This window comes from Pelodictyon luteolum DSM 273, assembly GCF_000012485.1.
Taxonomy (GTDB): Bacteria; Bacteroidota; Chlorobiia; order Chlorobiales; family Chlorobiaceae; genus Chlorobium; species Chlorobium luteolum.
This window is the reverse complement of the sequence record NC_007512.1, coordinates 1,980,711-1,993,660: the sequence shown is the minus strand read 5'-3', so window position 1 is coordinate 1,993,660 and position 12,950 is coordinate 1,980,711. Positions and strand designations below refer to the sequence as shown.

At 59.1% G+C, this 12,950-nt stretch carries 14 protein-coding genes; 13 read left to right on the top strand and 1 reads right to left on the bottom strand.

The window, feature by feature from the left end; genetic code table 11:
- Window positions 1-184 precede the first annotated feature (184 nt).
- Window positions 185-997: a hypothetical protein gene (locus tag PLUT_RS09215; RefSeq protein WP_041463901.1), complete on the top strand. Its 813-nt coding sequence runs from the start codon at window positions 185-187 to the stop codon at window positions 995-997.
- 7 nt (window positions 998-1,004) lie between these two features.
- Here PLUT_RS09215 and PLUT_RS09210 read toward each other — a convergent pair whose 3' ends face one another.
- A complete protein-coding gene (locus PLUT_RS09210) occupies window positions 1,005-2,333 on the bottom strand; it encodes an ATP-binding protein (protein ID WP_041463900.1) in 1,329 nt (442 codons plus the stop codon).
- A 142-nt stretch (window positions 2,334-2,475) separates the two neighbouring features.
- Between PLUT_RS09210 and PLUT_RS09205 the strand changes: the two genes are divergently transcribed.
- The 12 genes from PLUT_RS09205 (at window position 2,476) to PLUT_RS09150 (ending at window position 12,864) form a co-directional block, all read left to right on the top strand.
- The gene (locus PLUT_RS09205) at window positions 2,476-2,700 is read left to right on the top strand and encodes a hypothetical protein (RefSeq protein WP_157858177.1); all 225 of its coding nucleotides are present in this window, start codon (window positions 2,476-2,478) and stop codon (window positions 2,698-2,700) included.
- Between the two features lie 151 nt (window positions 2,701-2,851).
- Complete coding sequence (gene rimP / locus PLUT_RS09200) at window positions 2,852-3,382, top strand: ribosome maturation factor RimP (RefSeq protein WP_049752383.1); 531 nt, start codon at window positions 2,852-2,854, stop codon at window positions 3,380-3,382.
- A gap of 38 nt (window positions 3,383-3,420) precedes the next feature.
- Window positions 3,421-5,082, top strand: a complete 1,662-nt coding sequence (gene nusA, locus PLUT_RS09195) for a transcription termination factor NusA (protein WP_011358506.1) — start codon at window positions 3,421-3,423, stop codon at window positions 5,080-5,082.
- A gap of 70 nt (window positions 5,083-5,152) precedes the next feature.
- Window positions 5,153-7,900: a translation initiation factor IF-2 gene (gene infB / locus PLUT_RS09190; protein ID WP_011358505.1), complete on the top strand. Its 2,748-nt coding sequence runs from the start codon at window positions 5,153-5,155 to the stop codon at window positions 7,898-7,900.
- 16 nt (window positions 7,901-7,916) lie between these two features.
- Window positions 7,917-8,276, top strand: coding sequence for a 30S ribosome-binding factor RbfA (gene rbfA / locus PLUT_RS09185; protein WP_011358504.1), 360 nt, complete (start codon window positions 7,917-7,919; stop codon window positions 8,274-8,276).
- A 26-nt stretch (window positions 8,277-8,302) separates the two neighbouring features.
- A complete protein-coding gene (gene truB / locus PLUT_RS09180; RefSeq protein WP_011358503.1) occupies window positions 8,303-9,172 on the top strand; it encodes a tRNA pseudouridine(55) synthase TruB in 870 nt (289 codons plus the stop codon).
- A complete protein-coding gene (gene ribF, locus PLUT_RS09175) occupies window positions 9,159-10,121 on the top strand; it encodes a riboflavin biosynthesis protein RibF (protein ID WP_011358502.1) in 963 nt (320 codons plus the stop codon). Before truB ends, ribF begins: the two co-directional genes overlap by 14 nt.
- Window positions 10,122-10,171: 50 nt before the next feature.
- Window positions 10,172-10,441 (top strand): 30S ribosomal protein S15, encoded by a 270-nt coding sequence (gene rpsO / locus PLUT_RS09170; RefSeq protein ID WP_011358501.1) that lies wholly within the window; start codon window positions 10,172-10,174, stop codon window positions 10,439-10,441.
- Between the two features lie 127 nt (window positions 10,442-10,568).
- On the top strand, window positions 10,569-11,456 hold the full coding sequence (locus PLUT_RS09165) for a YicC/YloC family endoribonuclease (RefSeq protein WP_011358500.1): 888 nt from the start codon (window positions 10,569-10,571) through the stop codon (window positions 11,454-11,456).
- A 3-nt stretch (window positions 11,457-11,459) separates the two neighbouring features.
- A complete protein-coding gene (gmk, locus tag PLUT_RS09160; protein WP_011358499.1) occupies window positions 11,460-12,053 on the top strand; it encodes a guanylate kinase in 594 nt (197 codons plus the stop codon).
- Window positions 12,054-12,056: 3 nt separating this feature from the next.
- Window positions 12,057-12,410 (top strand): DNA-directed RNA polymerase subunit omega, encoded by a 354-nt coding sequence (locus PLUT_RS09155; protein WP_011358498.1) that lies wholly within the window; start codon window positions 12,057-12,059, stop codon window positions 12,408-12,410.
- Window positions 12,388-12,864: a VOC family protein gene (locus tag PLUT_RS09150; RefSeq protein WP_011358497.1), complete on the top strand. Its 477-nt coding sequence runs from the start codon at window positions 12,388-12,390 to the stop codon at window positions 12,862-12,864. The genes PLUT_RS09155 and PLUT_RS09150 overlap by 23 nt, the downstream gene beginning before the upstream one ends.
- The last annotated feature ends 86 nt before the right edge of the window (window positions 12,865-12,950 follow it).

Below are 12,950 nucleotides of genomic sequence, written 5' to 3'. Positions count from 1 at the left end.
TCAGAGGGACAGCTTAACGGGCTGGGTGGGGGGCCTTTTGATATTAATCTTCAGGTTCGGTGATTTTTATTTTCAAGGCAACAAGGGCTCGGTCTCCATATGACCGAGCTTTTTTCTATCCTGACGGAGGATCTCGCCGGTGAATAAGCAGAAGCGTTTATTATTGCCACTACAAGTGGCGTTTTTGTTCATCTTTTTTACTGGGATTATATTAGCTGACGAAGCCTGCCAGATCGACCCCGTCAGCGGCCAGATCACTTCAGCGAGGAACTGCTATATCGAGCCCGACAGCTACCGGGTGTTCATCTATGAGGTTGGGTTCTGCACGGAGCCGCCGGTGTCGCCAACTACCTCCGTGGCTTTCGATGCGGGCGATACGGCAGTAAAGCTTTTCGAGAGCGGCTCCGAGCCGCTGCTCCTGGAGGTGAAGAACGGCGAGTCCTCACTCCTCTCGTCGCTGCTCGAGCGGCCGCCTGACTGGACATACACGCACGGCTACGTGATCCTGGCTCCCAGGGTGGAGGTCAAGGCGCATGCGAAGTTCTCTCGGGCGCATACAACCAATAACCCCGGCGGCGGCGATCAGGTGACGCTGCCGGTAAACACCCTCTGTTACTCCCGTTCAGGCTCCACGGTATACCGGTACAAGGGCGATCCGAAAACGGCGGCCCAGATAGCCACAAGCTTAGGCGACTGGGGCTATACGACCTTCTATTTCAATTCCCTCGAGTCCAATGCCCAGTCCTACTCCTCCGGAGGCCGCTTCCTTGTGGCTGAAAGCGGCAAGATCCCTGCTTCCGGGATCGCCGAAAACAGTCTCGGCGACGTTGCCCGCCTGGTCGTCGTGTTCGAGCTTGACGCCGCGGTGACTCGCGCCACGCAGGGGCTCGATCTTTCCTTCAACGTCGCCAACTGCTCGACCGTCGTCCAGACGGTCGGGGGTGTGCTGACCTGTTTCAACGGCGATCCGTTTGATGTTCGGATGAGGGTGCGCTAGGCTGCCGTCATCTCCAGGGCAGCTCTTCCAGCAGCCACTCCTCGGCCTGCACGGTTTTGACCTTTCCTGAAAGCCCCTTTCCAGCCGGCGGCTCCATCGTAATCAGCAGCAGTTCGGCGCGGGGGTGTTCTTCTGCCGCTTTCCCGAGCGCGCGCACCTCCCTTGCAAGAGTCTTGCTGTCGGCCGCTGCTGCACAGACCTGGATCAGCATCTCGTTCCCCTCCGGGTCCGTCGCATGGAAATCGACCTCGTACCCTTCGCCGGTCCTGACGTAGGCGACCTCATATCCCCTTCTGCAGAGCTCCAGATAGACGCACGTTTCCAGGGCATGGCCGGTGTTGGCTTTGCCCGACCGGTCGTAGGGGCCTATCAGCCCCATGTCTATCGGGTAGGCCTTCCTCGGGTTGACCATCCTGCGGCGTTCGGAGGTGGTGCTTATCGGGACGGTGCGGAGCAGGAACGCGTCCTCGAGAAAGCCGAGATAGTCGTAGACGCTCTCCCTTCCGGCGGTGATGCCCTGCGACTTCAGATCGTTGTGGAAGCGGTTGACGCTGAAGGAGCCCGCAGGGTTGGCGAGCAGGTGGCGGACCATCCGGCGCAGCGCCGTGGGGTTGGAGACCTCGTGCCGTTCGATGACGTCGCGCAGCAGCGTGACGTCGACGTAGCTCTTCAGGAGCTCCATCCGGTCGCGCCCCCTCACCCCCAGGCTTTCGGGGAACCCTCCGTAGACGAGGTACTCTTCGAGCTCGTGGCGGATGGCGGAGCGATCCCTCTTGGTCCACCGTGCGGGCTCCTCCCGGGGTTCGAGGCTCCGGTGGCGCAGGTACTCCCTGAAGCTGAACGGATAGAGTGTGGCTTCCAGCGCCCTGCCGCGCATGCTGGTGCCGACCTCCCGCGAGAGCATCTTCGCCGAGGAGCCGGAGAGGAAGACCCTGCAGGATTCGCTGTCGAGGATGCGCCTCGCGAACGCGTCCCAGCCCTCCACCACCTGGATTTCGTCGAAACAGAAGAGGACCTTCCTGTTGTCCCTGAGCCGGGGGTGCAGCCGGTAGTACTCCTCGACGACCAGCTGGAGGTCCGTGGCCCGCATCCCCACAAGGCGCTCGTCTTCGAAGCTGAAGTAGAGCATCTCCTCGCGGCCGGTCCCGCTCTCCTCGCTCTCCTGCATGAGCTGCCAGAGCAGGGTGGTCTTGCCCGCCCTGCGCATGCCGATGACCGCTACGGCTTTTCCCGCAACGGCCGGTATGCGGGTGTCCCTCCGGGTGAAGGAGGGATAGGCCCTGGCCTGCGAATCGACGATCTTCTGTCGTATGGTATCGCGAAAATGTTCTTCCATGGCGACAACTTTTTGTCTTATTCGTACTTTTAAAAAGTATAAATCTTTTTGGCGCCCTTTCCAAGAGATCATTCCTGTGTGCTCATGGGCGGTTCAGGCATTCCGCCCCGGGATTTTTTTTTTGAGTTCCGGTGTTGTATAGTTGAACATGTTGAAATTCTTCCTTTTTCTCGTCGTACTCTGGCTCATCGGACGCCTGCTCATGCGGGTGCTGAGGAGCGCGTTCGTCTCCTTTCTCCAGGGGGCGGCTGAAGGGCGCGTACCGTTAGGGCCGAAGAGCCGCACACCGGGGCCGAAAGAGGCCGAGGAGGCTGATTTCGAGGTGGTGGAGAGCAGGCTTCGGGACGAAGAGAGGGGCGGCGCGTAATGTTGTTGACTGTTGCAGGCTTTTTTTGTACATTAGCGTGCAGCGTTTGAAGAGGGGAAGAAGGATCCGGAATTTTTCTTATGTGAAGTGGGGGATCCCCACTTTTTTGTTTTCCCCGATTTCAGGGCACACGAACACAATTTTTATTGCCATGCAGGGCTCGATTGACAGTCATATCGAAGGAATCGTCCAGAACATACTCGAGGACTCCGTCGGCACAAAGGGCGAGGGCGTCTACCTCGTCGCGATGACGGTCAAGGGCTCGGCGGTGCACCGCAAGATCGAGGTTATTCTGGACGCCGATTCCGGCGTGCGTATCGACCAGTGCTCTTTTTTTGCACGGCGCATCCGTGAACGGCTGGAGGAGGACGAGGCTCTCTCGGGAACGATGGGCGAGGATTTCGACCTTGTGGTCGGCTCTCCCGGCCTCGGTGAACCGCTCGTGCTCCGGCGTCAGTACGGCCGGCATGTGGGCAGGCTTTTGAGGGTGTGGTACCGCGACACGGAAGGCGTTGAGCATGAGGTGGCGGGGCACCTGCAGGCGGTGTCGCTCACGGAAGGTGGCGGATCGATAACCCTCAAGCCCCAGACTGCAAAGAAGAAGGGACGGCAGGAAGAGACTGAAGATATGACGCTGGAGCTCGATGCGGTAAGCCGCGCGGTTCCGGAAGCGGAAATTTGAGTTTGTCTTTTTTTATAAATGCACAATCATAGAATGAGATGGCCAGAAAGCAGGTAAAAGCTGAAGGAGCTGACAGGAAGGCACAGATCGCTAGCGCGTTCGGTGAAATCGAGCAGTCGAAGATTTTCCTCGACAAGCGCGTTGAGAGCGCTGCGGTGAAAATGGACATTGCCGACCTTCTGAAGGATATCATCCAGAAGCAGCTCCGCAAGGACTACGACCCGGAGGTCGAGGCCAACATCTTCATCAACCCTGAGAGAGGCGACTTCGAGGTCTATATCCTGAAGAAGATCGTCGAAGAGGTGGACATCGCACCGATCGAAATCAGCCTCGAGGAGATCCGCAGGATCGACGAATCGCTTGAAGTCGGTGATTACTATGAAGAGGGTCCCATCAAGCTTGACGACTACCTCACGCGCAAGTCCATCCAGATCATCAAGCAGTCGGTGCAGAAAAAGGTGCGCGACCTTGAGCGTATGGTTGTGTATGAAGAGTGCCTCGAGAAGGTCGGCGAGGTGATCGCTGCCGAGGTATACCAGGTTCGTTCGAATGAGGTGATCTTCACCTACAACACATCGAAAGACCACCGGGTCGAACTGGTGCTGCCGAAGTCTGAGATGATGAAGAAGGACAACCCCCGCCGTACCCCCCGCATGAAGCTCTATGTGAAGAACATCGAGCGCGAGCGGGTGAAGGTACGCCTCGATGACGGTACGATGGAAGAGAAGGAGAAGGCGGACGGCGGCATGAAGGTCATCGTATCGCGTGTCGACGACCGCTTTCTCTACAAACTCTTCGAACAGGAAGTCCCCGAAATCCTTGACGGCCTCATCGTCATCAAGGGCATCGCCCGCGTGCCGGGCGAGCGGGCGAAAGTCGCCGTCGAATCGACGAGCGCACGCATCGACCCTGTCGGCGCCACGGTCGGTTACCGGGGAAAACGCATCCAGAGCATCGTCAAGGAACTCAACAACGAGAACATCGACGTCATCTACTACAGCGACGAACCGCAGGTCTATATTTCACGTGCACTGCAGCCGGCAAAGATCGACCCGCTTACGGTACATGCCGACATGAAGACCCGCAAGGCCCGTGTGATGCTGAAGCCCGACCAGATCAAATACGCGATCGGCAAGAACGGCAACAACATCCATCTGGCCGAGAAACTGACCGGATATGAGATCGATGTCTACCGCGACGTGATTGACCGTTCGATGGAGGATCCTACCGACATCGACATCATCGAGTTCCGCGAGGAGTTTGGCGACGACATGATCTACCAGCTGCTCGATGCCGGCCTCGATACCGCCAAGAAAGCGCTGAAAGCCGGCGTGGAGGAGATCGAGCAGGCACTGCTCGGCCCGCAGCGACAGGAAGAAGTCACCGTGTTCGGCAAGAGCATGCGCGGTCCCGCCAAACCGAGGGAACGCCGTATCAGCGATGACGAAAAGCGCTACTGGCACAAGATTGCCGATACGATCTACCGCACCGTGAAGGAGCAGTTCTCGGACGAGGATCTGGAGGATCTGTTCAAGGAGCCCGAACCGTTGTTTTTCGATGCGTCCGACAGAGGTGGAGAAGATGCGGCCCCTGAGGTTCCTGCTGACCCTGAAGCCAGCGGGATAGCGGATGCAGCCGTGGATGAGGATGAGGCTCAGGCCCCCCTGTCCGCCGGCGAAACGGCCCCCGACGAGGAGTGATGAATCGGCGGGGCAGGCGGCGTCGGGGCGGATAAAGAGTAAAGAGTTTTTTAATCCAGAGGAGGATGTAATGGCCGTTGAGGACATGGACAAGAAATACCGGATCAGTGACATAGCAAGAGAGCTGCAGGTTAGCCCGCAGGAAGTCCTGCGCTTCGTCAAAGAGGGAGGGGCAAAGGTGGCTTCAACATCCTCCATGGTGGATTCGGAGATGCGCGGCCTGATTTTTGCTGAGTTCAGCAACGAGAAGAAGATGGTCGATGAGACCCGCAAGATCCGCGCCGAGAAACAGCTCCGCCTGACGCGCCTTGAGGAGCAGTCCCGCCGCGCCGTCGAGAAGGAGCAGATACTCCGTGAAACCCTTACCCCCAGCCCCGCCCCTCCGGTACATGAGCCCCCGGTCCGTGCCGCCGCACAGCCGGCTCCGGTCCCCGTTGCTGCCGGAGAGGCGCCCTCTCCCCTTGCTCCCGAAACGCCAGCTCCGGCAACGGAGTCCGCACCTGCTGTTGCACCAGCTGGTGTACCCGCCGCCGAACCGGTATCCGAAGCACTTTCCGCTCCTCTCCCGGAACCCGTCCCTGAACCCGTTCCCGAGCCCCCGGCCCCTGAGGTGGTGGCGGTCGTGGAGGCCGTTCCCAACGACCAGATTGTATCATACGACGCACCGAAGAACATTGGCGGTCTGACGGTGCTCGGCACCCTCGACATGCAGAGCGAGGCCGATCGTAAGAAGAAGGGCAAGAAAAAGAATTTCCGTGAACAGGCCGTCGCACTCAAAGATGAGTTCGAAACCCCGAGCTCAACCACCCTCGATGAGGACGGTGTGCCGAAGAAGAAACCGGTCGCCGGTGTGCAGCCGGAAGGGTTCGGCGTAGGCAAGAAGAAAGGGAAGAAAAAGAAACCCGCCGTTGACGACAAGGTCATTTCGGCAAACATCCGTACCACCATCAGTGGCATGGACGACAGCTCCGGCACCGGCTCGCGCTCGAAGTTCCGCAAGCAGCGCAAAATGGAGCGTGAGCGTGAGCAGGAGGAGGCAGACCTGCTCCGCGAATCCGAACAGCAGATCATGCGGGTTACCGAGTACGCTTCTCCGCACGAGCTGGCGGAGCTGATGGGCGTTACGGCCAAGGACATCATCCAGAAGTGTTTCGCTCTCGGCAAGTTCGTGACCATCAACCAGCGGCTTGACAAAGAGTCGATCGAGCTCATCGCGCTCGAGTTTGGTTTTGAGGCCGAGTTCATCTCCGAAGTCGAGGCCACGGCTGTCGAAGCGGTGGTGGACCGTGACGAGGATCTCGAGACCCGTCCCCCGGTGGTCACCATCATGGGCCATGTCGATCATGGAAAGACCTCGCTGCTCGACTACATCCGCAACAGCAACGTGGTGGCCGGTGAATCCGGCGGCATCACCCAGCATGTGGCGGCTTATGAAGTCACGGCATCGAACGGACGCAAGATCACCTTCCTCGACACCCCGGGCCATGAAGCCTTTACCGCCATGCGAGCCCGCGGCGCCCAGGTGACGGATATCGTCATCCTCGTTGTGGCGGCAGATGACAGCGTCATGCCGCAGACCATCGAGGCAATCAACCATGCCAAGGCGGCAGGAGTGCCGATTGTGGTGGCCATCAACAAGATGGACAAGCCGGAGGCCAACCCAGAGAAGATCAAGACCCAGCTCTCCGAGGCCGGCGTGCTCGTCGAGGAGTGGGGTGGCGAAAGCCAGTGCCAGGAGATTTCAGCCAAGAAAGGCCTCGGCATCGAGGAGCTCATGGAGAAGGTGCTTACCGAGGCTGAAATGCGCGAACTGAAGGGCAACTTCTCGAAAGATGTTCCCGCTACCGGCGTCATCGTCGAGAGTGAGCTTGACAAGGGCAAGGGCGTCATATCCGCGGTGCTCGTGCAGCGCGGATACCTGAAGGTCGGCGACCCGTTCGTTGCCGGCAACATCATGGGCAAGGTCCGGGCGCTGATGGATGAGCGCGGCAAGCGCATCCCGAGTGCCGGTCCTTCGCAGCCGGTAAGTGTGCTCGGCTTCGAGGACCTGCCGCAGGCCGGTGACGTGCTGACGGTGATGGCTTCCGACAAAGAGGCCCGTGATCTTGCCCAGAAGCGCCAGATCATCCGCCGCGAGCATGAGTTCCGCCGCAGCACCCGCGTGAAGCTCGACAGCATCGCCCGCCAGATCAAGGAGGGTCTGATGAAGGAGCTCAGCGTCATCATCAAGGCCGATACCGACGGTTCCATCCAGGCACTTGCAGACGGGCTGATGAAGATCCAGAACGAGGAGGTCAAGGTACAGATCATCCACCAGGGTGTGGGCCAGATCACCGAAACCGACGTGCTGCTTGCAGCTGCCTCCGACGCCATCATCATCGGCTTCAGGGTCCGTCCGAACGTCAACGCCAAGAAACTGGCCGAGAAGGAGGACCTTGACGTCCGCTTCTACAGTGTCATCTACCATGTGCTCGAGGATGTCGAAAAGGCGCTCGAGGGCATGCTTTCCCCCGAACTGCACGAGGAGAGCCTCGGCTCGCTGGAAATCCGCCAGGTGTTCAGGGTGCCGAAGGTCGGCAACGTCGGCGGCTGCCACGTGCTCGAGGGCAAGATCCTTCGCGACGCAAAGGTACGCCTGCTGCGCGACGGTGTCCAGATTTACGATGGCATGCTCGATACGCTCCGGCGCTTCAAGGATGACGTGAAAGAGGTCGATGCCGGCTATGAGTGCGGCGTGGGGCTTAAGAACTATGACGATATCAAGGTCGGCGACGTGGTGGAAGCCTACCGCATCGTCGAGAAGAAACGCAAACTCTGAACTGCAGCAGTACGGCATGTCGAGACGAACCGAGAAAGTTGCTTCGCTCCTGCAGCAGGAGCTGGGAGCCATCCTTGAGAAGGAGTATCCGCGCGGCGGACCGCTGCTGACCGTGGTTGATGTGAAAGTCACCGCTGACCTCGGTCTGGCACGGGCCTATGTATCCATTATCGGGTCGGAGGAACAGCGGACGGCTGCGATGGAGTTCCTGCGGGATGAGACCAAGAACATCCGCCATATCCTTTCCACCAGGATCCGCCACCAGTTCCGCCGCATCCCTGAACTGGAGTTTTTCGAGGACCGGCTTTTCGAGCAGGCCAACCGCATCGAGGAACTGCTCCGCTCGGTCCGCAAGGACGACGGGGACAACGCCTGAGGGCCCCCTTCGGGGGCAATCCGATAATGGAAGCAGAACACACCAGCACGAAAGGGGTCCCGGAAGCGGGGGAGTTCCTGCTCCTTGATAAACCGCTCGACTGGACCTCGTTCGATGTCGTCGCCAAGATCCGCAACACCTACAAGCGGGGCGGCCTGAAACGGAAGGTGGGCCACTCAGGCACGCTTGACCCGAAGGCCACTGGGCTCCTCATTCTTGCAACCGGCAGAAAGACCAAAGAGATTGCTTCGCTCGAAGGGCTCGACAAGGAGTACCTTGCCGTCATCAAGCTTGGTGCCCGGACCGCAAGCCACGATGTTGAAACCCCCGAGACTGATCATACCCCTGCCGGCCACATCACGCTTGCGATGGTCCGCGCCGCCGCCCTGGCGTTTGTGGGCCCGCGCCTCCAGCAGCCGCCCATGCACTCTGCTTCCTGGCATGAGGGCAAGCGCCTTTACGCACTGGCCCGGAAGGGTGAAGAGGTGAAGGAGCGGAAGGCCAAAGAGATCGTGATTCACCAGTTCGAAGTGACCCATATGCAGGGCCCTCTCGTCTACTGCCGGCTCCTGGTATCGAAAGGCTCCTATATCCGGGTGATTGCCGATGAGCTCGGCATGGCGCTCGGCGTCGGCGCATACCTTGCCGGTCTCCGGCGGACGGCTGTCGGTCCGTACAGGGTGGAGGATGCGATGAGTGTCGAGGATGCCAGGGCGCGCATCCTCAGCCAGATTGCGGTGGATGAGCAGCAGCCGGGTGGTGTTTTGGCGCAGCATGAAAGAGAGGGCAGCAGAGCGCTTGACAGTGCTGCGGGTAATGCAGAGCATGACAGAGAAGAAGCTAGAATAGCCGATAATAACAGAGAAGACCGCAGCCGCCAGCATGCAGATCGTTGAGTACCGCAGCAACCGGGTGTTTCCCTTCCGCTCAGAAGAGCCGGAAGAGTTTCCCGTTGTGGCTTCCGCCGTGACGGTGGGTGCGTTTGACGGCGTGCACCGCGGACATCGGAAGATCATTTCCCGGATGGTCTCGATTGCCCGTCAGCGCGCTCTGCGGAGTGTCGTGGTGACTTTTGACCCGCACCCCCGCCGGGTGCTCGGGGGGGAAGTGACCGGGCCGCTCGGCCTGCTCACCACCCTTGAAGAAAAGATCACACTGCTCCGCTCTGCCGACGTCGACCTGCTGTTCGTCGTCCGCTTCACGCCCGAGTTCGCCATGCAGAGTTCAGAGGAGTTCATCAAAAACGTGCTCGTGGGGCTGCTCGGGGCCAAAAGCATTGTCATCGGCTATGACCACGGGTTCGGACGGAACCGGAGCGGCAGCGGAGATGACCTCCGGCGGCTCGGCCTGGAACTCGGGTTCACCGTCGACGTGGAGAGCGAAGTACGCATCGCCGACGAGCATTTCTCCAGCACCCGCATCCGCCAGCTTCTCGGCCTGGGGCGGATAGAAGAGGCCAACGCATTCCTTGGTTCGTTCTACACCATTTCCGGCACGGTGGTAGAGGGCGACGGACGCGGAAGGGGGCTCGGGTTCCCTACGGTAAACATCCATATTCCGGACCCGCACAAGCTGCTGCCGCAGAGCGGCGTCTATGTTGCCGAATCGAATATCGACGGCTTATCCTGGATGGCGATGATGAACGTTGGCGTCCGCCCGACGGTTGAAGACGGCGGGAGGACATCGGTGGAGGCACACATCCTCGGGTGGGAGGGTTCGCTATACGGCAGGGAGCTCTCCTTCAATCTGCTTCACTTCATCCGCAGGGAGCGGAAGTTCCCGACTCTTGAGGCGCTGCGCCAGCAGCTTGAAAAAGATAAAAAAACGGTGGAGTTGTATTGTTAGGAATATTATATTGCAGGTCAATCGATTTACCATACTAACAGCAAGAGAACATGACCCTTTCAAAAGAGCACAAGGCAGCAGTCATTACGCAGTTCGGCGGCAACGACAAGAACACCGGCAAGACCGAAGTACAGGTCGCCCTGTTCAGCCGCAGGATCACTGAGCTGACCGGCCACCTGCAGCAGCATCCGAAAGACAAGCACTCGCGCCGCGGCCTTCTGATGATCGTCGGCAAGCGCAAGAAAGCCCTGAAGTATCTCCAGCAGGTCAACATCGCGCGTTACCGCCAGGTTCTCGCCGACCTCGATCTTCGCAAGTAAGCAGGCCGACCGGCTCAGGACGGGCGCGCTTCTGCCGGCCAGGCCCTGCAGGGTGCGCTTTCCTGCAGGGCGCGCCTTTCAACACGGACGGCGGTTACCAGCAAAACTTTAAGACGCGGGTGGGATTATGCTAGAAAGTATGACCGGATACGGCAGTGCCGAGTTGGTGGCGGGCGGGGTGAAAGCCCTTGTCGAGCTTCGTTCGGTGAACAACCGGTTTGCTGAAATCAGCGTCAAGCTTCCCCGTCAGCTCCTTTCCTACGAACTCGAAGTCCGTGAGCTGGTACGCCAGCGGTTCCAGCGGGGCAAGATCTCCGTATATGTGCAGGTCCAGTCGGACGACGATCAGCCGATAACGGCGAGCGTCAACCCGGAAAAGGCTAAAGCCTGCCGGGCGCTTCTCGACCGCCTCAGTGAGGCCGCGGGCGTCGACTCTCCCGTCACCCTTGAGCATCTGCTCCGTTTTCCTGAAGTCTTCGACAACGGAACCACCCCGCTTGACAACACCGAGGTTCTCTGGCCGATGGTAAAGCCCCTGGTTCTGGAGGCTGTCGAACGCCTGAAGGAGATGCGCCGCCGGGAGGGTGAAGAGCTGCTGCAGGATTTTGGCAAAAGGATAGCCGAAATTGAAGACACGCTCTCCCTTGTCAGCACCCTTGCCGGGGGCAATCTCGAGGTGGTCCGCAAAAAACTCGCGGCGAAGGTCGAAGCTGTTGCCGGCAAGGACATTGCCTACAGCCGAGACCGGCTTGAAATGGAGCTGGTGCTCTCGGCCGACCGGCTTGACATTACCGAAGAGCTGACCCGGTTCAGGAGCCACAACAAGTTTTTCCTCGAGGAGATGCATAACGACGAGAGCGGAACGGGACGGAAACTGAACTTCCTTCTCCAGGAACAGCTCCGCGAGGCAAATACGATCGCATCAAAATCACAGAGCGCGGAAATCTCCCAGAAAGTTGTCCATATCAAGGAGGAGCTCGAGAAAATCCGGGAGCAGCTCCAGAACATAGAGTAGCGTATGGCAGAAGAGATAGAGAGAGTGGGTCGGCTTGTGGTGTTTTCAGCACCGTCGGGAACCGGCAAGTCGACGATTGCCCGCCGTGTGCTCGAGCGCTTCCCCTCCATGCGTTTTTCAGTGTCGGCCACCACGCGTCCCATGCGAGAGGGCGAGGTTGACGGGGTGAACTACCACTTCCTTTCGAAAGAGGACTTTGAGTCGGAGATCCGAAACGGCGGGTTCATCGAACATGAATTCTTCTTCGGCAACCATTACGGTACCCTTCTCCAGAAGACCCGCGAGGCCATGGCACAGGGAACGGACCTTCTGCTTGATCTTGATGTGAAGGGGGCCATGAACCTGAAAAAGCTTTTTCCGGACAGTTCACTTCTGGTCTTTCTGGCGCCTCCCTCGATGGATGTGCTGAAAGAGCGGCTGCAGTCCCGCAAGAGCGAAGATGAAGAGAGCCTGAAGCTGCGTCTCGAGCGCGCTCGGCTCGAGCTCGGATTTGCCGACCGGTTCGATACCGTCATCATCAACGATACATTGGAGGATGCGGTCGAGGCCGTGATTCTTGCCATCAGCAATTTTCTTTCAACCAAGCAAACTACCTGAACGATGTCAGTCAAACCTGTTGACCTGAACAAGTTGAGAAGCTCCCACGATAACCTGTACGAAACGGTGGTCGCCATTTCCAAGCGTGCAAAGAAGATCCACGACGAAGAGCGGGCTGAACTCGAAGAGAAGCTCATGCCATACAAGGAGATGATCCGCAATCCGAGCAGCGAGTCGGAATCCGACCGTGTGTTCCCGGAGCAGATCGCCATCAGCCTTGAGTTCGAGACCCGTGAGAAAGCATCGCACCGCGCTGTTGAAGAGTTCTTCAACCACAAGTTTGATTACACCCTCGAGAAGCCGGCGGAACCTAAAGTGGTAAAACTCGAAGAAGATGATGAAACTGACGGGGATTAACCAGATTACGCTCCGGGTCAACGATCTGCGTGAAGCCGAAGCGTTCTACATCGATATCCTGGGCCTCGGCCTCGATCACCGGGTCGGGGCCAACATCACCTACCTGCGCATCAATTCCGATCTGCTGGTGCTGGTGAAGGCCGAGACTCCGGGCACCCGTGAGGCGCGCGACATCCGCGTCGATCATTTCGGGTTCCGTCTTCCCTCCAACCATGAGGTCGACGATGCTGCCGCATATCTGGAGTCCAAAGGCGTACACCTCGTCACCCGTCCCTCGAACCGTCGTGAAGGCCGTGCATTTTTCGTCATGGACCCCGACGGCAACCTCGTCGAGTTCTACTCCATGCGCGACAGCGGCATCGAGAAAGGCCATGAAGGCATCGACACCTCCTCGCCCTCTGCCTCCCTCCCCTTGAGCGCACCCGAAGACAAGCCCCGCCGTTCCCGCAAATAAGCCGACGTACCACCATTTCACTGCCGGGGACCCCTCATCAGGGGATCAATACGGCCTGTCCTCATTTCCAATTCTCTACGTAAGGC